Raw genomic sequence first — 22,619 nt, 5'->3', positions numbered from 1 at the left:
AACACAGATAGGCGACCTCTCACGCGGCTTCAAGACCCATTGCAGAATTTCTGAGCGAAGGACGTTGTGAGCGACACGGACAAGACAGAAGTTCTCTTCTACCACCTTGAGCACCACCCGCTCGAACGTGTGTTGCCGTCGCTTCTCGAACGCACGCTCGAACGAGGGTGGAAGGCTGTCGTGCAATCGGGAAGCGCGGAGCGGCTCGAAGCGCTGGATCTCACGCTGTGGACCTACAGCGACGAGAGCTTCCTGCCGCACGGCACCGCACGCGACGGCGATCCGGCGCGCCAGCCGATTTATCTCACGACAAGCGATGAAACGCCGAACGGCGCGGGCGTGCGCTTCCTCGTCGATGGGGCCGAAGCGAGCGCATTCGAAGGCTTCGTGCGTATCGTTTGCCTGTTCGACGGCCGCGATCCGGACGCAACCGCCAAGGCGCGCAGCCAGTGGAAAGCCGCGCGCGACGCAGGCTGCGCCGTCACCTACTGGCGCCAATCCGAGAACGGCCGCTGGGAAAAGCAGGGCTAGCCCGCTCTCCTCTCATGACGCCTGCGTAAGCTTTCGGCTCTCCGTCACGAACGCGGCGCACGCATCGGCGCAGATCTGAAACGCGGCGTCGCCGCGCGCGCGACATTCGCTCTCGCAATCTGCGCAAAAAGCCGCCGCCCGCGCCACCGCATCCGTGAGCATGTTCGCATCGAAACGCGACGCACGCGCGACATCGCCGCAAGAGGCCACCATGTGGGCCACCGCTTCGCTGCGCGAGCCGCGAGCCAGACACGCCTCGCCCGCAGAAACGCAGCGCTGCGCGGCGTCGATCAGCGCCTGATGCTGCGAATCTGGCCCATAACGGTCGAAGGCGCGAATGCCGCCGTGCGCAAGGTGAACGTCTGGCGAGGCGAGATCCGTACGTGCTGCGCGTGCGGGCCGTGCCACCCAGGCGATCGCAGCACCGCCCAGCGCAACAAGAGCGCGCCGGCGCGCGGGATAGCGCAGATCGCCCGTTTCGTCGCGATGGTGGCGCGTCATCCGGCAAGCTCCCTTCGAGATCGGCCCGCGCGAGGCCCATCCAGCATAACGCAACAGAAGAGCGAATGTGCCTCAGCGCGCGGCGCGCGCCGTACTCGCCAAAAACGCCCTCAAATCGAGCGTCATGTGATGGATGTGGTCGGGAAGCTCGCTCCACCGCTTCATCTCGGTCTGCACGGGATGATCGAGATAGCTCGAATGCACGAGCACCGTCGTCATGCCGAGATCGTGCGGAACGCGCAAGTTCATCGGCATATCCTCGAACATGGCCGCTTCCTCGGGCGCAACGCCATGGCGCTTGATCATGCGCTCGAACGCTTCCGCCGCAGGCTTCGGGACGTAATCGCACGCCGCGATGTCGCAAATACCGTCGAAGAGATCGAGCACGCCAAGCTTTTCGGCCACGCGCTCGGCATGCCGTTTCGAGCCGTTCGTGTAGATGAGCCGCCGCCCCGGCAACGTCGCGATCTCGGCGCGAAGGTCCGGCAGCTCCGGCACCGTCGAGAGATCGATGTCGTGCACATAGGCGAGGAACTCGGTCGGATCGAGCTTGTGAATTCGCATCAGTCCGGCGAGCGTGGTCCCGAACTGCCGGTAATAGGCTTTCTGCAGATGCCGGGCATGCGCGAACGGCACGCCGAGATAATGGGCGATGAACTCGCCCATCCGCCGGTCCACTTCCGCGAACAGGTTGCATTCCGCGGGGTAGAGTGTGTTGTCGAGATCGAAGATCCAGACCTTGGTGGCCGCAAAGCCGCGCGGCACCGCGTCCGGCCTCGGCGCGAGCAACAGGGGCGTCTCGGTCGGGGCACCCTCCGGCACGCGATCTGCGGCTCCGCGAGGATCGCCCGTCGCCATCAGGCCGACCTCGCCTTCCGCCGGCGCCGTCCGAGCAGCGTTCCCGCGCCATGATCGGTCAAAAGCTCCAGCAGCACGCTATGCGCAACCTTGCCGTTGATGATGACGACCGCTTCGACGCCCGCTTCGACCACCTCGATGCAGCCCTCGATCTTGGGGATCATACCGCCCGTGATGGTTCCGTTGCGGATCAGCTCTTGAGCTTCTTCGATGCTAAGCTCGGCGACGAGTTGCCCGGTCTTGTCGAGCACGCCGTCCACATCGGTCAGCAGCAGCAGGCGTTTCGCCTTCATCCTCGCCGCGAGCGCGGACGCGAACGAATCCGCATTGATGTTGAGCGTCTCGCCCTCGAACGAGATGCCGATAGGCGCAATGACGGGGATGAGATCCGACTTCGAGATCACATCCACGATATGCGGGTTGACCTGCACCGGATCGCCCACGAAACCGATATCGACCGGCAGCATCTCGCTGCTCTCGGGATCCGCCATCTCGGTGATCTTGCGCGCGATCATGAGATTGGCGTCTTTGCCGCAAATCCCGACGGCCTTGCCGCCCTGCCGGTTGATGGCGGACACGATGTCCTTATTGATGGCGCCCGCGAGCACCATCTCCACGATCTGAACCGTCGCCTTGTCGGTCACGCGCAGGCCGTTCTTGAACTCGGACTTGATTTCGAGCTTCGAAAGCATGTTGGCGATCTGCGGCCCGCCGCCATGCACCACGATCGGGTTCACGCCCGATTGCTTGAGGTAGACGATGTCTTTCGCGAAGGCGTCGGAGAGCGCCTGGTCGCCCATGGCGTGGCCGCCGAACTTGATGACGACCGTCTCCTCGTCGTAGCGCAGCATGTTGGGCAGCGCCTCGGCGAGAATGCGCGCCTTCACATGGGCCGGGATGTCGGCGGTATTGAAACCCTGCCGGGCCTGAGCCGGCGCATCCGTCGCGTTCGCCATATCGTCCCTGCGCTCTCTACTGCTCGTCGTGCACACACATCGACCTGCGGCGAGGCCCTGTCGAGAAACACGAGCCGCGTCGGGATTGACGTCGAGTTGGCGAGGCCACTCGCCCCCCGATCCAACAAGGCGAGCACATATACCCCACGACCGTCCGGCTCAACGGAATTCCCACACAATCGCATGTCACACAAACGCGTTGCCTTGACGCGGGGCGAGGTCCAGCCTTGCCCCCGCTGGCATCATAACGTCATATCCTGCATGGAAGATTCGATGGCTGGGGGATTTGGTCGGCTTGCGCCGGAACAGCGCGCACGGGCGCCCCGGAGGGAGCCTGAATGACGGCCATGATCGTCGACGAACTGGCCCGCATCCCGATGTCGCCGTTCCTGACGGCGACGCTCACCCGTGCCGCCGATTACGCGACTGCCCAAGCCCACCGCGAGGTCACGCTTGAGCATCTCCTGCTCGCGCTGGCCGAGGACCCCGAAGCGACCGTCGTCCTCAAGGCGAGCCACATCGATCTGCATCGCCTGACGGCGGAAGTCTCCGATCACCTCGGCCGATTCGATGACCGGATCGATCCGTCGAGCGGTCAGCCCATCGCCATCTCGGCTGACCTCCGGCGCATCCTCGAAGCCGCTGCCGCCGCCGCGCGCCAGGGCCGGCGCCGCGAGATCAACGGCGCCATCGTGCTCGCGGCCATCGTCGGCGACGGAAAGAGCCCGGCCGCTCATATGTTGCGTGTGCAGGGCCTGACGTTCGAGGAAGCGATCCGCGCGCTTCAGCACGTGACCGCCGCGCCGCCGTCTCCCGCGCCTCAGCCGCTACCGCCGCAACGGCTGCCAGAGCCCACGCAACCGGCCCCGGTCGAGTATGCTCCGCCGCACGGCGAGAGAACCGGGCCTCCGCTCGAACCGCCGCCGAATGACGAGCGGACGAGCCCGCCGACACAGCCGCCATCACCGTTCGGCGAGCGGACCGGTCCGCCCACGCAACCGCCCGCTCCCGAGCCCGCACGGCCGGCCACCACGGAAGAAATCCTCGCGGCCGCCCGCGAGCGCCTCGAAGCCCGCAAGCCCCAGGGCGCGAGCGCGCCGGGTGAACCCGAGCCATCCACGCCCGCACATCTGCCACGCGCCAATTATCCCGATCGCGGTAGCCCACTGCCGCCGCGCACGGCCCCGGCGCCGCCGCCTGCACCTGTCCCGGCGCCCGAGCCTCCGGCAGCTCCGACGGATCGCGCGTACGAGCATGATCCCTCACATACGGAATGGCCGCCCGAGCCTCAGCAGACCGCGCCATCTCCTCAAGCCAACGACCACTTCGAGGTTCGGACCGAAACGCACGGCGGACTGCCGCCGCGGGGCAGCAACCTGCCCGCATCGTGGGACGAAGGCTACGCAGCAGCCCCGTCAGCACCACCGCCCCAACGCGAACGCCGCCGAGCCGCTTCATCCGGACCATTCGTCGGCTCCTGGCCGCTGATCGAAGCCGGACAGCTCATCGAAAACATTCCCCGCCGGATGCGCGTCGGCATTCCCGTCGTGGCGGAAGCCCGCATCGCGCGCGCGGATGTCAAGGCGCTGGCCGAAGGTCTTGCGGGCGGCGGCGCCGCGTTCCGCCACGAGATCGTCGTGACCAAGGCCATGTCGGTGCGGCTGAGATCGCCCGGCGGCGGCTTCACCATCGAGAACCGCTCGCCCGAGACGCAGTGGATCGAGAACGTGCTCGGGCTCGGCAACGACGAATACGCAAGCTGGCGCTGGACTCTCACCCCGATGGCGCGCGGACGCCGCCAGCTACAGCTCATCGTCTCGGCCCGTACGGTCGGCGCCGACGGCATGACCGCGGAAACCGCGCTGCCCGATCAACTCGTCGACGTCAAAGTCGCGATCAATTATAGCCGCACGGCGCTCAAGTGGGCCGGATGGATCGGAGCAGCCGTGGCGGGTGGCCTGCTTGCAAAGTTCGGCGAGACGGGCTGGGTCGTCCTGCAGATCATGTTCGCCCGCCACTTCGGCGGCTGAGCAGAGCGCTAAGCATGCCTCATCCCGACACCGCGCCGCCCATCGTCCGAAGCTTCCCGCCGATCTCGGCACCCGATGCGCGCATCCTCATTCTCGGCAGCATGCCGGGCGAGGCTTCGCTCACGGCTGGCCAATACTACGCGCATCCCCACAACGTGTTCTGGCGCATCATGGGAGAAATCGTCGGCGCCAGCCCGGACCTCCCCTATCGGAAGCGCACCGAAGTGCTGCGCGCACACGGCATTGCGGTGTGGGACGTTCTCAAATCCTGCGTCCGGCCCGGCAGCTTGGACTCGAACATCCGTGACGAAGTGCCGAACGACTTCGCGCGCTTTTTCGCCGACCACCCGCAGCTCACGCACATCGGTCTCAACGGCGGAAAGGCAGCCGCAAGTTTCAAAAGACATGCGGCCCGGCACTGTCCGCCGCACGTCATCGTAACGGCGCTGCCCTCGACCAGCCCCGCGCACGCCGCCCGCACATTTGCGGAGAAATGCGCCCTCTGGCGCGCGGCCCTGCAAATCGAGAGATCTTAGCCGTTGAGAAGCGCCGCCAACGTCGCGCGCAACTCTTCGATCCCGACATCCTTTTCGGACGATGTCGCAAGCACCGTCGGAAACGCCGCCGCGTGGCTCTTGAGCGCCGCCTCCGTCGCCGCCTTGACGGCAGCGAGCTCCGGCACCTTGATCTTGTCGCTCTTCGTCAGCACGATCTGATAGGGCGCCGCCGTCGCATCGAGCATCTTCATGATCTCGCGGTCGGGCGGCTTCAGCCCATGCCGGCTATCGATGAGCAGGAACACGCGCCGCAGCGTCGGCCGTCCGGCGAGATACGCGCGCACCAGCGCGGTCCATGCCTCGACCTTGTCTTTCGGCGCACGCGCAAACCCGTAACCCGGCATATCCACGAGATAGAGCGGCGCTTCGGCGGGCGCGAAGAAGTTGAGTTCCTGCGTGCGGCCGGGCGTGTTGGACGTGCGCGCAAGTCCGCCGTTGCGCACCATGGCGTTGATCAGGCTCGACTTGCCGACGTTGGAGCGGCCCGCGAAGGCCACCTCCGTCCAGCCCTCGTCGGGCAGGCCGTCGAGCGCGACGACACCCTTGATGAAACGCCAGGGCTTGGCGACGAGACGCTCGCCCGCCGCGAGATCGTCGGGCGAAAAGAGCGCCTCGGTCGTCATCCCTTCGACTCGCTCTTGGGCTTGCGGCCGAACAAGCGGCCGAGCCCCGCGAACTGACGCTTGATGTTGTCGACGAGGTGGATTTCGACGCCCTGCTTGCTCGAAATGTACCACTGCTGGACGATCGAGAGGATGTTGTTCCAGGCCCAGTAGATCACGAGACCGGCGGGGAAGCCCGCAAGCAGGAACGTGAAGACCAGCGGCATCCAGTTGAAAATCTTCTGCTGGATGGGATCGGGCTGCGGCGGGTTCAACTGCATCTGCAGCCACATGGTGATACCCATGATGACCGGCCAGATTCCAAGCATCAGGAAGTCCGGCACCGAGTACGGCAGCAGGCCGAACAGGTTGAAGATCGACGTCGGATCCGGCGCGGAGAGATCCTGGATCCAGCCGAAGAACGGCGCGTGGCGCATGTCGATCGAAACGAACAGCACCTTATAGAGCGCGAAGAAGACCGGGATCTGCACCAGGATCGGCAGACAGCCCGCGAGCGGATTGATCTTCTCCTTCTTGTAGAGCTCCATCAACTCCTGCTGCATCTTCGCCTTGTCGTCCGTATAGCGCTCGCGAAGCTGCTCCATCTGCGGCTGCAGCTTCTTCATCTTCGCCATCGACACGTAGCTCTTGTTCGACAGCGGGAAGAACGCGATCTTGACGAGCACCGTCACGCCGATAATGGCGAGGCCGAAGTTGCCGAGCAGGCGATACAGCCAGTCGAGCAGATAGAAGAGCGGCTTGGTGATGAAGTAGAACCAGCCCCAATCCACGAGCAGCTCGAACTTTTCGATGCCGAGGTTCGCCTCGTACTCCTCGATCTTGCGCACCTGCTTGGCGCCCGCGAAGAGATGGCCTTCGATGGTCTGCGTCGTACCCGCCGAAACGATCACCGGGCTTTGCTGATAATCGGTCCAGAATACCTCCTGGCTTCCCGGCCCAGCCGGACGCTGGCCGCGGAAGCTGCCCGCATAGGTCTGCTTCTGATCCGGAATGAGCGCTGCCGCCCAATACTTATCGGTGATGCCGAGCCAGCCGCCCGTCTTGCCGTCGAAACTGCGCCCGCCACCGTCTTCCAGAACGTCGGCGTAGGTGATCTCTTGCAGCCCCGCATCGCCCGGCACGCCGATCAGGCCTTCATGCATGATGAAGAAGCCCTCGATGCGGGGCGTTCCGAAACGGTAGAGGCGCGCATAAGGCGTCAGCACCACATCGCCGGACGTCGTGTTCTCGACCGCGTTCGTCACCGTGAGCATGTAGTGCTCGTCGATGGCGAGCGTCCGCTTGAACACCATGCCCTGGCCGTTAACCCAGGTGAGCGTCACCGGCGTCTGCGGCGTAAGCTTCGCGTTCGCCTCGGCCTGCCAAACCGTCTCGCTGTCGGGCAGTGCAATCTGGCTTCCGGGAGCGCCCTGCCAGCCGTACTCGGCGAAGTAAGCGTTGGGCGAGCCGAGCGGCGAGAACAGCACGACGTGCGGGCTCTTGGGATCGACCGTCTCGCGATAGTTCTGGAGCACGATGTCGTCGACCAGACCGCCCTTGAGCGAGATCGAGCCCGTGATCGACGGCGTCTCGATCGGCAAGCGGGCGGAAAGCCCTAGCGCTTCGGCGCGCGTGCCCGCGGGCCTCACCGGGAGCGCGGTTTGCGTGCCGGGCCCGACGCTCGGCCGCGCGACGCCGGGCTGGGCCGCATCTCGCGACGCCTTCTGCTCAGCCTGCTGTTCGGCCACGCGTTCGCGCTGCTGCTTTTCCTGATGCTCCTTGACCTGCGGCCCGACATAGAAAAGCTGCCAGCCGAGCATGACCGCCACCGACAGCACGACGGCAATGAGAAGGTTCCGTTGATCGTCCTGGCGCTGGCTCATGAAGTCCTCGGAATGGCGCGGGAAGGGGGCTCTCGAAGCCGCCGGACACCCCGCGGAATTTTCAGATTGGCTCTCTTACAACCCCGGCAGCGCCGAGGGTATGGGCGATTTGCGCGCGCGTCAGGCGTTTCTCCCCTTCACCGGCGCTGCCGGAGCGTGATGCACGCGTAAGAACGCCCGTTCAAGGTCTTTCTTGACGTCCGTAAAGGCCCGGTCGCGGGCCTGCGCGCGGGCGATCAGCACGTAGTCGTGACCGGGATGCGCGAGAGTCGGAGCCAGCAGCCCGACCGCAGCCTTGAGACGGCGGCGGATGCGATTCCGGTCCACCGCCTTGCCGAGCTTCTTCGTCACCGTAAAGCCGAAGCGGGGGCCATCGTCGTGCGGTGCGGCCGGAACCGTCTCCGGAACGGGGCCGCGCGGCTTGGTCTCAAGCACAAAAGAGGGCGTCGCAAAGCGCGCGCCCCCTCGAATTCTCAGAAATTCCGCTCTTTTCTTGAGCGTCTCGATCGCCACGGCGACGCCTCCGCCCGAAAAAACAAGGCTGCGGCGGCGCGAAAGGCTAGGCCGAGAGGCGCTTGCGGCCCTTGGCGCGGCGGCGCGCGATCACTTTGACGCCGCCAGCGGTCGCCATACGGGCGCGGAAGCCGTGCCGGCGCTTGCGGACGAGCTTGCTCGGTTGATAGGTCCGTTTCACGGGCTTTACTCCAGTCGAATTCGAAAGCGAAACAGCCCGGCCGAGGCGAAAACCCGCCAGCCAGGGCTGAGTCATGATGGGATGGACGGGCTTATAGGTTGCAAGGGTCCCGAAGTCAATCGAGATGGCGGCCCTGAAAAGCGCGTTGCGCCCGCAACCGCCGGGCTTGACGCCATCGACAGGATACCAGGCGGCCGAAACCGGCTCCATAACGCTGAGAGCGGTTCGTAAGTCAATCGAACGCCTTGCAAAGAGCCGGGAGAGCAAGGAATGCTCCACCCGCTCAGTTCGTCGACGCGAGCCGATTTGGCTGGCGGTGAGCGGCCCGCAGATCCGAGGAGCACGCCCATGGCGGAAACGACGTCCCCGTCCTTGACGACCCAGCGCACCTCCGCCCCTACCCTCGCAGGCGAACCGCTATCAGCCGACATCTGCGTGATCGGCGGCGGCGCGGGAGGCCTTCACGTCGCCGCCACGGCAGCAGCCTTCGGGCGCAAAGTCGTGCTGGTCGAGAAGCACCGGGTGGGCGGGGAAGGCCTCAACGCGGGCTCCATTCCCTCGAAGGCGCTCCTGGCCGCCGCCCGGCGCGCCCGCGCCTTTGAGACCGCATCCGACTTCGGCATCGCGTCCATCGACCCGAAAACCGATCACCGCGTCGTCCAGCATTATGTGCGCCGCGTCATCTCGGCGACGGCACCGAACAGCTCCGTCGAGCGCTTTACCGGCCTCGGCGTCCACGTCATCCTCGGCGCTGCTCGCTTCCTCGACAAACGCACCGTCCTCGCCGGAGACTATCGCGTCACGGCCCGGCGCTTCGTCATCGCAACGGGATCGTCGCCGTCGGTGCCGGACGTCCCCGGCCTCGAAACCGTGAGTTATTTCACCAGCGACACGATCTTCGACAACGACCGCAAACTCCCGCATCTCGTGATCCTGGGCGCGGGCCCCACAGGCCTGGAGCTGGCGCAGGCGCATGCGCGTCTCGGAAGCCGCGTCACCGTCCTCGACACGGGCCGCGCACTCTCGAAAGAAGACCCCGAAGCCGTCGCCATCGCCTTGAAGGCGCTCCGCGCCGAAGGCATCGACCTCCGCGAAGGCGTGACCGTCGAACGCATCGAGCGCCTCGCCGGCCTCGTCCGGCTTCATGTCACGACCGAAAACGGCACCGTAACAGTCGACGGCTCTCATCTCCTGTTCGCGACCGGCCGCACGCCTAACGTTTCGGATCTCAACCTCGAAGCCGCCGGCATCAAATACGGCCCCGAAGGCATCGTCGTGAACCGCGGCCTCAGAACCTCGAACAGCCGCATCTACGCCATCGGCGACGTGGCCGCGGGCGGCCCGCGTGACACCCACGCCTCGACCTGGCACGCCGAAATCGTCTTGCGCCGCGCCCTGTTCTGGCTCCCCGCCAAGGCTGAACCCACGCTCGTCCCGCGTGTCACCTTCACCGAACCGGAAATCGCCCACGTGGGCCTCACCGAGCAGGAGGCGCGGGCAGCAGGCCACAAGATCAACGTGCTGCGTTGGCCCTTCGTCGAAAACGACCGCGCCGAAGCAGAACGCGAAACCGCAGGCCACGTCAAAGTGGTCACGACACCCCGCGGCCGCGTGCTCGGCGCAACCATCGTCGGCGCGGAAGCGGGCGAACTGATCCACCTGTGGTCGCTCGTCGTCTCCCAGCGCCTCGACATCAAGGCCGTCGCGGGCGCCGTCGCACCCTATCCGACCCGCAGCGAGGCCAGCCGGCGCGCCGCCTACCGCGCCTATGCCTCGACACCGTCCAATCCGGCCCTCCGCAAGCTCATAGATTTCCTTGCGAGGCTCGGTTAGCCGGCCTTATCGCGCAGGTGTTCATCCTCCCCGCGCACGCAGGATGACACGCGGGGCGTGAAGTGCCAGAATCGCTCTGACGGCCTTCTCCCGCGAAGGCGTGGCGGCAGGCACAAGAGCACGATCGCAATCCGAGCGAACGAAATCGCCGTCCAGGAGTGAGCATACCCCGCGATATGAACGAGCACGTGGCCGAACCGATGGAGAAGCGCTCCTGGAGCGCGAGCGTCTGGCCGTGGCTCAGCGCCCGCCTCCACGCTCTGCGTCGCAGTTGGCTACGTGTCGGGCTGCCGGCGAAGCTCCTCTTCCTCACCGCCGTGTTCGTCATGCTGGCGGAGATCCTGATCTTCCTGCCCTCGATTGCCAACTACCGCATCAGTTGGCTGAACGACCGCCTGACGGCCGCTCACGTCGCCTCTCTCGCCGCCGAGGCGGTGCCGAGCCGCACTGTACCGCCCGCGCTCCGCAACGAGTTGACGCGCACGGCCCTTGTCCGCGCGGTCGCCATCCGCCGCGGCGGCGCCCGCCGCCTCATTCTTCCGCCCGTCACCGAGCTCAATATCGACGAGCACTTCGATCTTCGCCAGCAGTCCGATCTCACGCTCGGCGAAGATTTATCGCTGCGGCTGTCTCAAATCCGCGACGCGATCGCGATCTACTTCGCGTCCGACGACCGCGTGATCCGTGTGATCGGCCCACTCGGCCCGCGCTATGACGACGTGATCGAGATCGTGCTGCCGGAAGAGCCGTTGCGCCGCGCGATGGTCGCCTACGGCATGAACATCGTCTATCTCTCGATCATCATTTCGCTGCTCACCGCAGCCCTCGTCTATTTCGCGATCAGCTGGCTGCTCGTGCGGCCGATGATGCGCATCTCGCGCAACATGCTGCATTTCGGCGAGAACCCTGAGGATACGAGCCGCATCATCACGCCGTCCGGCCGCGCGGACGAAATCGGCACTGCCGAGCGCGAGCTTGCGCACATGCAGCGCCAGCTGACCCATCTTCTGACGCAGAAGAACCGCCTGGCCCAGCTAGGCCTTGCGGTCAGCAAGATCAGCCACGACCTGCGCAACATGCTGGCGAACGCACAGCTCATCTCGGATCGCCTGACGACGATCCCCGACCCGACCGTGCAGCAGTTCGCACCGAAGCTGATCGCATCGCTGGACCGGGCCATCAACTTCTGCAACTCGTCGCTCCGCTTCGGCCGCGCGGAGGAAGCCGAACCGCGCCGCGAGCTGATGCGGCTCAAGCCCCTTCTAGAAGAGGTGGCCGAGGGCTTCGGCCTGCCGCGCGAGAAGGTGGCATGGACCATGGAGATGGAAGACCAGCTCCTCGTCGACGCCGATCACGAGCACCTGTTCCGTGTCTTGAGCAACCTGACGCGCAACGCCGTCCAGGCCATCGAGAGCCGGGGCGACGGCAAGCCGGGCGAGATCCGCGTCCGCGCCTGGCGCGAACGGCGCAAGATTTTCATTGAGATGACGGATGACGGCCCCGGCATTCCGGGGCATATCCGCCCGAACCTGTTCCGGGCCTTCCAGGCCTCGACACGCAAAGAGGGCTCGGGCCTCGGCCTCGCCATCGCTTCCGAGCTGGTGGCGGCCCACGGCGGCAAACTCGAACTGGTGGACACGGGAACCCCGCTCGGCGCCACCTTCCTGATCGAACTTCCGGATCGCTCGGTCCGTTGATAAGGCCGCACCCCTAAAAACGGGTGCCAAAGACCCTTGCGCTCTGCGAAATGTGCGATTAGGAATGGCGGCCTTGCCAGACCGCATCGGCTCCACGCCGCCCAGCGGTTGCATTGGCCGGTTCACCCGGCCCATAGAGGCAACAACGCGCCCGTAGCTCAGCTGGATAGAGCACCAGACTACGAATCTGGGGGTCAGAGGTTCGAATCCTTTCGGGCGCGCCAAAAATCAATGACTTAGCGTTAATCCGCCGTCTTCATAAAATCCCATGGCTACCATTTTCCTCATGGCTCTCGACGGCGCATGACGATTCTCGTGCGCCGCTCATTACTGCCGAGTGCGCCATCAAGCGATGGATGGGAACTGGCCTGCAAGCGATGCAAGCCCTAAGGGCCGAGACGCTGGCAGCGGCTCAGAGCGCGATGACCGGCCCGGCTTAGCCGAGATGGCCTGTTACGAGAACCTTCACGTCAAGCTCCCAGAGATCCAAACATGCGCGAGACCCGACCGCTGCAGCCACGGTTGCATCGCGATGGCGTCGCGCGCTTTGAGCGGGTTCAGCCCGACGAACAGCACATCGATGTCGCCGGGAATGCGCTCGGGCGGCAGGACCGGAACGCCGAACTGCGTGCCACCCTGCAGGTGCGGATTCCGGTCGAGGACAGCTCCGAGACGAACCGTGTCTCGAATGCGGCTGTAAATCCAGCTTCCATAAAACCCCGCGCCGTAGATTGCCGCCTTGCAGCCCGCGAAGCTCGCCGCCTGCTGGTCGAGACTCGCCGCGGCGTCCTTCCAGAACGTACAGATCTCTTGCGCGCGGGCGACGGCGCCTGCGACGAGCGAAGCCGGTATATCCTGCGCCGCGTCGTCCGTGCGGGTTGCCGTGACGAAGAAGGCGCCGGGAAATGCCGCTTTGTCGAGGGTCCGCACCGTGAGCCCCGCATCCGCCAGGAGCCGCCAGAGGGACGCCTCGCTGAAATGATTGAGGTGGTCCGCAACCGCCATATCCCCGGGGTTCGCATCGACGTCGGGCAGGGCGAGCAGCGCGGAGCCGCCGGGCCGCAGCAGGGATGCAATGGTGCGGACGAACGCAACGGGATCGGGCACGTGCTCGATGACGAAGTAGCTCGTGACGACATCGAAGGTGCCTAGCCACGCGGCCGGAACAGCATAGGTGGCCTGTGCGGCCTCCGGCACCCAGCCCTGCCACGCCGCCGCATAGTCGGTGCTGACATCGAACACGTGCGGCTGGATGTCGGGGCGCGCGGCGTAGATCTTGCGCAGCGTATCGGATTTCGCCGCGCCATAGTCGAGCACGCGGGCTCCGCGAGGAATGTCGAGCAGCCGAAGTGCGATCCCGGCCTGGTGATCGGTCCGGTAGATCACGCGTCCGTCGGTCTCCACGGCGAACACCTGGTCGTGGTCGTCGCCCGCGAGCGAGATACGGTAGACACGATCGTAAAAGTCCTGGATGTCGGGGATGTCCTCGCACTGCGCGTGGCCACAGCCCTCGCAGACGAAGACGCGCGTCGGCACATCGAGAAGGGTCATGATCGACGTCAGCGCCGGCGCCGGAGCATCGAAGACCGGCGCGCCGATCATCGCGCGGCATACGCGGCAGGCAGTCATGCGGCATCCTCACGAGCGACGAGCAGTTCGGGCAGGACATCCTCGAACTTGACGCCGGCGGCGAACGACCCTTTCCACCCGATGCGTATTCCGGTTGGCTCGGCGAAATTGAAATAGCGGTACTGAATGCTCCACCGCGGGATCTTGGATACGTTGAAGCCGGATTGATGGAGCGTAAGAAAATCCATCAGAACGAGGTCTCCGGGCTGCGTAAGCGGTGCGACCTGAGGATAGCGCTGAAGCCGCTCCTCCGCTCTGTCGAGGTGAAGCGCGTAGGCGCCCGTCTTGTCCGCACCGGCATCGTCCACATAAACCGGCACGATGCCCTCGGCGTGCGAGCCCTCGGCGATCTGAACCGGCCCCATATCCGGCGTGACCGGAACGAGCGGCGTCCAGAACACGATGCCGTCGAGGCTGCGCAACTGGCCGGGAAACTCCTGGTGCCACTGCGCCCGATACTTTTCCTCGCCGGGATTGTCGATGCGGATGCCGTAGCCGTTCGCCGCGATTCCGGGCTGCGAGCCCGGACGCAAAGCCGCGAACAGCGCGGCGTTCCTCTTGTTCGCCACCAATTGCATGAATGCGGGAACCTGCTTGATCGCGTCGTAGACGTCCCCGCCCCAGGCGCGGTTTTTGGCGATGAGCGCGGGATACGCTTCTGTCATCGCCTCCCACGAGGTCGCTGTCGGCGCGTCGACGCCATACTTTTCGCACAGCAGCGCGATGATGGCCCGGATGTCCTCCTGGATCGGCGCGATGTCCTGTTCGGGGTCATAGAATTGCTTGAGGAGAACATAGCCGTTGGCCGCGAACTCGGCTTGGAACGACCCCGAAGGCGCGAGGGCATCCTGTGTCATGCCGGTATCCTTTCCATTTGCAGAAACGCTCGCCAGTCGACCGTTGCCGGACGGAGGCAATCGACGGCGTTGGGCCCCGTATGAGCAATGAGATCGAGGATCGTGACGAACGGGGTGAAGGCGTCGCCGAATTGCGGCCAGGGCGTGCGGCTGTAATTCATGTAATCGACGGCGATACCCGCGGCCTCGAACGCCTCGTGATCGAGATAGTTGGCAGCCCCGTGCCCCGTGATGTAGCGCGTGCCGCCAAACGCCTGGGTGACCTTCAGCACGCGCTGCCAAGAACGCTCGCCGATGCCGAGCGTGCTCGTCCGGGCGATCGTCATCGCACCGCCAATGCCGAGATAGCGGCATGGCTCCTCGATGCTAGCCATCAGGAGGTCGCATACGGACGTCTGCTGACATGCGGAATCGAAAAGCGCGATGGCGTCGTCGAGAAATGGCGCCCCGCGGAGCGTGCGGAGAAGCAGATTGCGGTGCGTACGCTTCCAAGGCTCGTCGGCGGCTTCGAGCTCGTTGATGCGCTGGTGCATGTTTAGGCGGTTCTTGAGCGGGATCGTCATCCACGTGACACCGGCACCGTTCTTGACCTGGATGCGGCGCGTGAAGCTGCTTTGCGAGAACTGGGCGTCGTCGTGATGGACATAGACGTCGGCGAGCATGATCTGCTCGAACAGCCCCGGCCAGGGAAACAGCATGGGCTGGGAAATGACGACAGCAGTCATGTCACACCTGATCCAGAGGGCATTCGAGCAACAACGCGTCATGGCGCAGGCCGGCCGCGTCGACGAAATGCGCTTTGAGCGTTCCGACGATGTGGAAACCCACAACCATATTGTAGCGAAGCGCGGGGAAATTATCGATCCGCACCTCCGACATCAGCTTAAGCAGTCCGAGCTGGTCGCGGGAGGTGTCGATCAGCTTGCGCAACGTCGCCTGTCCCAACCCTCGTCCGCGCGCGTGGGCCGCCAAGCATACACCCGCATAGCCAACCCTGTTGCGGTGATGAACCTGGGTGATCTGAACGAATCCGATCGCATCGCCCGCTGACGCATCCTCCACGACCTGAAAGAGCCCGCCGGGCTCCTGCTGGCGCGTGCGAATCCACGCTTCGAGCGCCGCATCGTCGAGAGCAGGAGGGACCGTGAGAAGAAGCGCTTGAAGCGGAATATCCCGCCGCAGGGAGAACAGCAGAGGAAAGTCCGTTTCCCTCACGTCGCGGAACGTCACGTGACGCGGCGCGCGATCTAGGGGCTTTTGCATCGCAAGTATCCTCCGGGCGAGCTCGAAAGCACGAGTTTGCCGTTGAGCACGGGATCGGGCGCGAAACGGTCGGTTTCGGCGAGGTAGGCCTTGAGAGCCGCATAGGGCTCGTTGCCCGGATAGAGAACCTTCGAGCGCTTGGTCGGCGTCTGAGAGGCGTCGCCCCGTCCGAGCAGCGTGTCGGCGACGACGAGATACTGGCCATCCGTCACCAGCGGGCCATAAGCACGCAGCTCCGCCAGCACGTGATCGCGGCTGTGGTCGCTGTCGAGCACGACCATGACGGACGCGCCGTCCGGGATTTCGGCGCTCACGCGGGCAAGAGTTTCGGGTGCGGTCGACGGGCCCTCGATCAGCGTGATGCGGGGCGCAAGAAGGTGGCTTTCGATCGTCTCTCGATTGTGCGCGCGGATGTCGATGTCGACGCCGATGACCTGTCCCTTGCCGATGACTTGCAAAAGCGACGCCATGAAGATCATCGATCCGCCGCGCGCGACTCCGGTCTCGACGATGATGTCCGGCTTAGTGTTCCAGATCGCTTCCTGCGTCGCCATCACATCCGCGGGCATCTGGATGATCGGCACGCCCATCCACGACCACAGATAGGAGTAGTCGTACTTGTCGAGACATACGAGCGTGTCGAGGGCGCTGCGGAATGCTTCATCGTCCCGCCCGAGCGCGAGCGACATCTCACGTTTGTGGGCTTCAAATGCGAGGCGGTCGTCTTCGGTCATCGCATCTGCTTTCGTGCGCGCCGTCATGCGGTTTTCTTCAGAGGCGGCGCCGTGCGCCTCGCGCGCTCCGCCGCGGCGGCCACGGCCCAGGCGACGCGGTCGATGTCGGCTTCCGTCATGTCGTGGTAGCTCGGCAGGTTGATGGCGCGGCCGGGAATGCTCCAGGCCACGGCGTTGTCCGGGCGGCTCTCGAACATCGCCAGGCTGGACAGCGGGTGGAAGAAGACGCGGACGTCGATATCGGCGGCTGCGAACGCCGCGAGCAGCGCTTCGCGCGAGACGCCGCTCGCGGCATCGAACACCACCGTCGGCATCCACGCGCCGTTGAGCGTTCCGTCGGGCTCGGCGTTCATCGAGACGCCCGCAAGAGCGGACAGACGCGTCTCGTACGCCTTGAGAATCTCACGCTTGCGGGCCACAAGCTCCGCGATGCGCTCGATCTGCGCGCAACCGATGGCCGCCGCAATATTCGTCATCTTGTATTTGAACCCGACCGCCTCGGGCCACAGCGCGTGCGCCGCCCCGCGTGCCCGCCCGTGGTTGGAGAGCGTCAGCGCGCGCTCGTAAAGCGCGGCATCGCTGGTCACGAACATGCCGCCTTCGCCGGTCGTGAGCGTCTTTGTGCCGTGAAACGAGAACGCGCCGAACAGCCCCATGGAGCCCGCGCGCCGTCCGTGGAAAACCGAACCGATCGCTTCCGCCGCATCCTCGATCACGGGTATCCCCGTGCGCCGGCCGAGGTCGAGCAGCGCATCCATGTCGCAGAGATTGCCGTAGAGGTGCGTGGCGACGATCGCGCGCGTGCGCGGCGTGACATGGCGTTCGGCGTCTGCCGGATCGAGACACCACGTGTCGGGGAGAATATCTGCGAAGACGGGTGTCGCACCGAGATGCACGATGGGAGCCGCGGTTGCGATCCAGTTCGTGTCGGCGAGGATGACCTCGTCGCCCGCGCCGATGCCGAGCGCGGCAAGTCCCATGTGAAGCGCGCCCGTGCAGCTCGATGTGGCAATGGCGAATTCGCTGCCGATGTGCGTCCTGAAGCCGTGCTCGAAGCGGTCGATATACTCGTAGCAGCGGCTGCCCCAGCCGTTCGCGGCCGCGTCCGCCGCGTAGCGTGTTTCGAGATCGGTGATGGACGGCTTCGTGTAGAGAATTCTTTCACGCATGCTTCGACCTTCCCCCTTTGGTCGATCTCACCGCCTGAACGCCGCAGGCTTCTTGGGCCGGAACGCCGTGGAGGGCGAATCGCCCTCAGATCACTACATTCCCGACAAGATCGCGATCGGTAAAGATGAGATTTGGCTTGTAGCCGAGGGACACGAACCTGTCGTAGCTGGACGCGTTGGGGACAAAGACCGCGGTGCTTTCGGCGTCCTCTGGAGAGTGTACGCTCGGCTCCTCGACGACCTCGATCTCGCCGGGCAGCCCGAGCTGCCGCAGCATCTCCTCAAGCGCCGCGCGATCCGCCACGCCGGACAGCATCAACCTCTTGATTCCGGCCGGTGACGCGGCGTGCCACGCCAAAGTCTGGATGCCCGCCATAAGCGGAAGGGTCTGCCTGAGCTTTGCAACCTCAGGATGCTCGCCCAATCCGCCGATGGCCATGCGCGTGTAAAGTTCGTAGGCCTTGATATAGTCCTTGCGCGCCGCCCAGAACCGCACGGCCACGGCCATGCGGTTGAGCGTGAAGGCTCTGCATTTTTGCTCGTAGTCGGCGCGGGCCTCACGCGTGTCGGGGATCCGGCCACGCTTGAGGCCCAGATAGAGAAAGTATTCGAGCCCGCCGCGATACTTGTCCCAGTCGGTCATGACCTGGTCATTGCCGGCCTGTTGTCGCGCCGCGACCTTCGAGACCGTCACCGAGCGATAGAACGGGCGCTTGAGGAAAGCGACGGCGCCTTCTTCGAGAAAATGCGCAAGGTACGAGAAGGCCCAGAAACAGAACTCGCGCGGCACCCAGGCCGATTTAAGCACGGACGCCCGGTAGATGCCGATCTCAGGAAAGATGTGGCGCTCGTACATGAACTGAAACACCTCAGCGAAGCTGCCACGCTCGAATTTACGGTTGGCATCGACGCTGTAGAACTGGCTGACGTCTTTGCCTGCGACCTCGTTGTAGAGCGTCCAGGGCGCGTGGCACGCGACGACATCCGGATTGGCGTCGAGGAACCGCACGGCCTCGACGATCCCCTCAGGCACGAGCGTGTCGTCATCGGCATGACTGAGGGCGTAGGTACCGAGCGCATGGTGAAACGCGCTCGCGGAATTGGCGAGCGAGCCCCCGTTCGAGCTGCGGCGATAATAGCGAATCGGCAAACCGCGGGCACGGAACGCCTCGACGACCTCGGCCGTGTTGTCGGCAGAGGCATTGTCGGAAATCACGATCTCGTAGGGGAAATCGAACCGATACCGGGTCTCGAAATACGACAATGCGTTTTCGAGAAACGGGGCGCGATTGTACGTCGGGATGCAGAAGCTGAGTTTGATCCCGCTCATGCGCGCACCTCTGATCTTGGGCGTTCACGCGCCATCTCCGCCCGGCGCCTCGCAAGGCGAAGAGCCCGCGGCCGTTAATCAGCGGCAGATAGCACTCCAAACTTGTACAAGGCTTGCCGGAGCGGCCGGAGCGCGGGCGAACGCCCAAGTGCCCCGGGGTGCGCGCGGAGACCGGCGCGGGGTCTTCGCGATGTGCGCAAACGGCCACAGGTCGCCGCGATCTTCCCATCTTCTATACTATTTTCATCAAGAATTGATTTTGCTCAAGTGGCCGCCCCGCGAGCCACCGCTACTCCTTCTGTCTCAAGGGCTGCTTCTCCGTGCCGCGGATCAACCGCAACTGGTGCGGGACGATCGCTGCCCGTCCTGTAAGCAAACCGAGTGCACCGAGCCGTCCGATGACACAAGCCGATTTAGCGCCACACTTTGCGCGGCTCGTCGACGAGCCCCTCTGCGATGCGTTTGCCGATCGCCGGGCTGTTCTCCCATGGCGAAACAAGAGACCGCTTCCTGCCGGCGAAGTATCGGCCACATGGGCAAACCTCATGAGCGGCCATCGTTCGTCGGAGGACCGGCTAGCCTATATTCACGTTCCCTTCTGCGCCAACCACTGCCTCTTCTGCGGCTTTTACCGCAACGCCTATACGCAGCATGCCGCGTCGTCCTACGCCAATCTCCTGATCGAGGAAATAGAGCAAGAAGCGTCGGCACAAACGATCCGCCATCGCCCGATCGCTGCGGTCTATCTCGGCGGAGGAACCCCAAGCGCACTATCCGCCGCCGAGCTGTCCCGCATTCTGAGTACGATCAAGCGGTGTCTGCCGCTCGCATCCGATTGCGAGATCACGATCGAAGGCCGCATCATCCACTTCGACACTGAGAAGATCGATGCCGCGCTCGAAGCGGGCGTCAATCGCATCTCCATCGGCGTGCAGACTTTCGACACCGACGTCCGCCGGCGACAGGGACGGCGCGCATCGCGAGACGACGCGATCCGTTTCCTGGAGGCGATCCGGGACCGCGATCGCGCAGCCCTCGTCATAGATCTCCTCTACGGCCTTCCGGGCCAGACCGACCGCGTCTGGCGCGAAGACCTCCGCATCGCCGCCGACATCGCGCCCGATGGCGTCGATCTCTATGGCCTCAATCTCATTCCGGGAACGCCGCTGCACAAGGCGGTCGGCAGCGGAAAATTCGAGAACATGGCCGCACTCCGCGAGATTGGGCGCATGTATCGCACAGGCGTCGAAACGCTCGCCGCAAAGGGATGGACCCAGATCAGCAACAGCCACTGGGCACGCACCCCCCGCGAACGCAACCTCTACAATCTCCGCATCAAGGAAGGCGTCGATTGCCTCGCATACGGATCCGGCGCGGGCGGTCTCCTTGGAAAATACAGCTACAGCGTCGCTCCCGATCTTGAGACATATCGCGACGCCGTCATCTCCGGTCGAAAACCACTCTCGGGCATGCTCGTGTCCGACTCTCTCCAACCCGCCCGCAACGCCATTACGGCCGGCCTCGAAGTCGGGCGCCTCGATCTCGAACGCATCGCGAGCCATCTCGGCGGCAGGCTGAACCCTGGCATTGCCCCTCTTCTCGATCAGTGGCGTTCGGCCGGGCTTGTGTCGATCGACGGACGCATCGTCTCGCTCACCACGGCAGGGCGCTTCTGGTACAGCAACCTTGTCTCTGCATTCGACGCGATCCTGGCAGGCTCAGCGCCTGCAACGCCCGCAAGCGGCGCCACTGGACCCATCCGAAATCCTGAAAATCAGCAGAGGACATTACGCCCATCATGACCCACGCACACACCGCGACAGCCCGTGATCTCGCCCGCATCGCGCTTGCCGACGATCCCGGCGGCATCCTGGAGGCAACGGCCACCCGCCACGGACTCTCGCTGCAAGACACTGTCGAATGCCTCCCCGCAGACATGTGGACGCGTATTTCCGGCACACACTTCGTCGACGTCATGAGCGACGTATCGGAATGGGGAAGCGTCACCGTCATTTCCCACACCAAGGATGCCATCCTGGAGTTCGAAGGGCCCGTTCCCGCTGGCAAGCTCGGCCACGGCTTCTACAATCTCGGCGGCGGCGGCGGGTTGAGCGGCCATCTGCGGGCCGACAACTGCAAGGCAATCGTCTTTCTCCGCCGCCCCTTCATGGGGAAAGAGACGCTCTCGGTCCAGTTCTTCAACGGCGACGGAGAAGCCATGTTCAAGATCTTTGTCGGCCGCGACGAAGACCGAAAGCTGAAGACGGATCAGGTCGAACGCTTCACCCGGCTGGAAACCCGCTTCCCGGAAACCGGGAGCGCCCATTGAGATGAGGCCGGTGCTGATCTTCGGAGCGAGCCGCGGCGTCGGCTTGCTCCTGGCAAAAAAGCTGCGCCACGACGGCGTGCCGGTGCTCGCGATGCTTCGCTCCGACACTGGCCGCGCGGAGCTTGATGCAGAGGGCGTGCGCATCGCCCAAGGTGACGCGTTTTCTAGGACCGATCTCGAACGGGCCTTCTCCCTCTTACAAAGTGAGTTCGACGTGGTCTCGACGCTCGGCGGCTGCGCACCCGATGGCGAATACGCCGACGATGTCGGCAACATCAACGTGATCGACGAAGCCGCCCGGCGCGGCGTCGCCCGGTTCGTGCTCGTGACGTCCATCGGATGTGGCGAGATGGCGCCCTTCCGATCCGAGCGGGCCATTGCTGCGTTCGGCGCGGCCGTGGACGCGAAAACACGCGCCGAAGAGCACATGAAGCGCACCATCGCGCAAGGCACCGCGATCCGGCCGGGCGGCTTGCGGTCCGAACCGGCAACCGGCCGCGGGATCTTGACGACGGACGCTGAGATGCACGGCTTCATCCATCGCGCGGACGTCGCCGATCTCGTCGCGCGCGCGCTGCGCGACGCCGGCACGGCGGGCCGCGCCTTTGCCGCCGTCGACAGGGATCAGGCGAAAAGCGTCAATCCCATCGCACCCTTTCCTCTCGCGGCTTGAGGGTGAGCCATGTCCGACCCAAAGGGAAACACAACCAACCAGATGCAAGTGAAGCGAGGCGCGGCATGACATTCGGATTTCTGATGATCGTGATGACCCTGCTCGAAAGCGGCCAGATGTCGGCAGCGTTCGTCAACACGGCGTCCCTCGAAGAATGCGAGCGCCGTGCGGCTGCGGTGCGAACGATTTTGTCGAACGGACCGCAGCCGCTCAAGGATATCATCTGCCGCCGCTCGGATGCCACGTTCGAACCGTTCTCGCACGATACGCAAGGCGCCCACACGCATCGCTATCTCGTCTCGTACGACGACACGGACGCCCGGATCACCCAACTGTCCGGCAATGATGCGCCATGCGCCGCCGATCCAGCCGGGCAAGATCCGGCCAAGCCAACCCAATACTGCGCGGTCTCCGCCCAGAAACTGCTTTCGGAAGGGAACTGACGTCAATCGACGGCAACGAAGCTCTCCCGTGGCGCGGCAACGCGTTTTCA

Annotated in this window: 23 protein-coding genes and 1 tRNA gene; 10 read left to right on the top strand and 14 right to left on the bottom strand. The window is 64.7% G+C overall.

The features are described from left to right. The first annotated feature begins 66 nt into the window (after positions 1-66). Positions 67-531 (top strand): DNA polymerase III subunit chi, encoded by a 465-nt coding sequence (locus tag W911_RS02695; RefSeq protein WP_023785973.1) that lies wholly within the window; start codon positions 67-69, stop codon positions 529-531. Between the two features lie 12 nt (positions 532-543). Here the strand turns inward: W911_RS02695 and W911_RS02690 are convergent, their stop codons facing one another. The 3 genes from W911_RS02690 to argB all read right to left on the bottom strand — a co-directional run bounded on the left by W911_RS02690 (position 544) and on the right by argB (position 2,846). Next, positions 544-1,032 carry a hypothetical protein gene (locus tag W911_RS02690; protein WP_023785972.1) on the bottom strand — a complete coding sequence of 163 codons (489 nt, stop codon included), beginning with the start codon at positions 1,030-1,032 and terminating at the stop codon, positions 544-546. Positions 1,033-1,104: 72 nt separating this feature from the next. Then, on the bottom strand, positions 1,105-1,890 hold the full coding sequence (locus tag W911_RS02685; protein ID WP_023785971.1) for a pyrimidine 5'-nucleotidase: 786 nt from the start codon (positions 1,888-1,890) through the stop codon (positions 1,105-1,107). Next, positions 1,890-2,846: an acetylglutamate kinase gene (gene argB / locus W911_RS02680; protein ID WP_023785970.1), complete on the bottom strand. Its 957-nt coding sequence runs from the start codon at positions 2,844-2,846 to the stop codon at positions 1,890-1,892. The genes W911_RS02685 and argB overlap by 1 nt, the downstream gene beginning before the upstream one ends. A gap of 338 nt (positions 2,847-3,184) precedes the next feature. Here argB and W911_RS02675 point away from each other — a divergent pair, with 338 nt between their 5' ends. Together W911_RS02675 and W911_RS02670 are read left to right on the top strand one after the other, a co-directional pair. Continuing rightward, positions 3,185-4,876 (top strand): Clp protease N-terminal domain-containing protein, encoded by a 1,692-nt coding sequence (locus W911_RS02675; RefSeq protein ID WP_023785969.1) that lies wholly within the window; start codon positions 3,185-3,187, stop codon positions 4,874-4,876. A gap of 14 nt (positions 4,877-4,890) precedes the next feature. Next, the gene (locus tag W911_RS02670; protein WP_023785968.1) at positions 4,891-5,412 is read left to right on the top strand and encodes a DNA-deoxyinosine glycosylase; all 522 of its coding nucleotides are present in this window, start codon (positions 4,891-4,893) and stop codon (positions 5,410-5,412) included. Here the strand turns inward: W911_RS02670 and yihA are convergent. The 4 genes from yihA to rpmH form a co-directional block, all read right to left on the bottom strand. Further along, entirely contained in the window at positions 5,409-6,056 is a 648-nt protein-coding gene (gene yihA, locus W911_RS02665) for a ribosome biogenesis GTP-binding protein YihA/YsxC (RefSeq protein ID WP_023785967.1), read from the bottom strand. The genes W911_RS02670 and yihA overlap by 4 nt on opposite strands. Beyond that, positions 6,053-7,918, bottom strand: coding sequence for a membrane protein insertase YidC (yidC, locus tag W911_RS02660; RefSeq protein WP_023785966.1), 1,866 nt, complete (start codon positions 7,916-7,918; stop codon positions 6,053-6,055). Before yidC ends, yihA begins: the two co-directional genes overlap by 4 nt. A 120-nt stretch (positions 7,919-8,038) precedes the next feature. Beyond that, positions 8,039-8,431, bottom strand: coding sequence for a ribonuclease P protein component (gene rnpA, locus W911_RS02655; RefSeq protein ID WP_023785965.1), 393 nt, complete (start codon positions 8,429-8,431; stop codon positions 8,039-8,041). Between the two features lie 46 nt (positions 8,432-8,477). Beyond that, positions 8,478-8,612, bottom strand: a complete 135-nt coding sequence (rpmH, locus tag W911_RS02650; protein ID WP_041317134.1) for a 50S ribosomal protein L34 — start codon at positions 8,610-8,612, stop codon at positions 8,478-8,480. Between the two features lie 348 nt (positions 8,613-8,960). On the opposite strand from rpmH, the gene W911_RS02645 reads away from it, so the two are divergent. From W911_RS02645 to W911_RS02635, 3 genes are all read left to right on the top strand, one after another. Further along, positions 8,961-10,445: a dihydrolipoyl dehydrogenase family protein gene (locus W911_RS02645; RefSeq protein WP_023785963.1), complete on the top strand. Its 1,485-nt coding sequence runs from the start codon at positions 8,961-8,963 to the stop codon at positions 10,443-10,445. A gap of 200 nt (positions 10,446-10,645) precedes the next feature. Beyond that, the gene (locus tag W911_RS02640; protein WP_051388635.1) at positions 10,646-12,142 is read left to right on the top strand and encodes a sensor histidine kinase; all 1,497 of its coding nucleotides are present in this window, start codon (positions 10,646-10,648) and stop codon (positions 12,140-12,142) included. 147 nt (positions 12,143-12,289) lie between these two features. Beyond that, positions 12,290-12,366, top strand: a tRNA-Arg gene (locus tag W911_RS02635). 241 nt (positions 12,367-12,607) lie between these two features. On the opposite strand, the gene W911_RS02630 is transcribed toward W911_RS02635, so the two are convergent. The 7 genes from W911_RS02630 to W911_RS02600 all read right to left on the bottom strand — a co-directional run bounded on the left by W911_RS02630 (position 12,608) and on the right by W911_RS02600 (position 19,124). Further along, complete coding sequence (locus tag W911_RS02630; RefSeq protein WP_023785961.1) at positions 12,608-13,771, bottom strand: class I SAM-dependent methyltransferase; 1,164 nt, start codon at positions 13,769-13,771, stop codon at positions 12,608-12,610. Beyond that, positions 13,768-14,628 (bottom strand): phytanoyl-CoA dioxygenase family protein, encoded by an 861-nt coding sequence (locus tag W911_RS02625; RefSeq protein ID WP_023785960.1) that lies wholly within the window; start codon positions 14,626-14,628, stop codon positions 13,768-13,770. The genes W911_RS02630 and W911_RS02625 overlap by 4 nt, the downstream gene beginning before the upstream one ends. Further along, entirely contained in the window at positions 14,625-15,353 is a 729-nt protein-coding gene (locus W911_RS02620) for a WbqC family protein (protein WP_023785959.1), read from the bottom strand. The genes W911_RS02625 and W911_RS02620 overlap by 4 nt, the downstream gene beginning before the upstream one ends. 1 nt (position 15,354) lies before the next feature. After that, on the bottom strand, positions 15,355-15,891 hold the full coding sequence (locus W911_RS02615; RefSeq protein ID WP_023785958.1) for a GNAT family N-acetyltransferase: 537 nt from the start codon (positions 15,889-15,891) through the stop codon (positions 15,355-15,357). Beyond that, complete coding sequence (locus tag W911_RS02610) at positions 15,876-16,652, bottom strand: cephalosporin hydroxylase family protein (protein WP_023785957.1); 777 nt, start codon at positions 16,650-16,652, stop codon at positions 15,876-15,878. The genes W911_RS02615 and W911_RS02610 overlap by 16 nt, the downstream gene beginning before the upstream one ends. Continuing rightward, a complete protein-coding gene (locus tag W911_RS02605; RefSeq protein ID WP_023785956.1) occupies positions 16,649-17,794 on the bottom strand; it encodes a DegT/DnrJ/EryC1/StrS family aminotransferase in 1,146 nt (381 codons plus the stop codon). The genes W911_RS02610 and W911_RS02605 overlap by 4 nt, the downstream gene beginning before the upstream one ends. 85 nt (positions 17,795-17,879) lie before the next feature. After that, positions 17,880-19,124: a glycosyltransferase family 2 protein gene (locus tag W911_RS02600; protein WP_023785955.1), complete on the bottom strand. Its 1,245-nt coding sequence runs from the start codon at positions 19,122-19,124 to the stop codon at positions 17,880-17,882. Between the two features lie 398 nt (positions 19,125-19,522). On the opposite strand from W911_RS02600, the gene hutW reads away from it, so the two are divergent. The 4 genes from hutW to W911_RS18265 all read left to right on the top strand — a co-directional run bounded on the left by hutW (position 19,523) and on the right by W911_RS18265 (position 22,569). Next, complete coding sequence (hutW, locus tag W911_RS02595; protein ID WP_023785954.1) at positions 19,523-20,926, top strand: heme anaerobic degradation radical SAM methyltransferase ChuW/HutW; 1,404 nt, start codon at positions 19,523-19,525, stop codon at positions 20,924-20,926. Further along, positions 20,923-21,453 carry a heme utilization cystosolic carrier protein HutX gene (gene hutX, locus W911_RS02590; protein WP_023785953.1) on the top strand — a complete coding sequence of 177 codons (531 nt, stop codon included), beginning with the start codon at positions 20,923-20,925 and terminating at the stop codon, positions 21,451-21,453. The genes hutW and hutX overlap by 4 nt, the downstream gene beginning before the upstream one ends. A gap of 1 nt (position 21,454) precedes the next feature. Next, positions 21,455-22,126, top strand: coding sequence for an NAD(P)H-binding protein (locus W911_RS02585; protein ID WP_023785952.1), 672 nt, complete (start codon positions 21,455-21,457; stop codon positions 22,124-22,126). A 65-nt stretch (positions 22,127-22,191) separates the two neighbouring features. Then, positions 22,192-22,569: a hypothetical protein gene (locus tag W911_RS18265; protein ID WP_023785951.1), complete on the top strand. Its 378-nt coding sequence runs from the start codon at positions 22,192-22,194 to the stop codon at positions 22,567-22,569. Positions 22,570-22,619 lie beyond the last annotated feature (50 nt).

The sequence above is a fragment of the Hyphomicrobium nitrativorans NL23 genome (assembly GCF_000503895.1).
In the GTDB taxonomy this organism is placed as follows: Bacteria; Pseudomonadota; Alphaproteobacteria; order Rhizobiales; family Hyphomicrobiaceae; genus Hyphomicrobium_C; species Hyphomicrobium_C nitrativorans.
The sequence above is the reverse complement of the archived record's forward strand: the minus strand, read 5'-3'. Positions and strand labels throughout refer to the sequence as shown.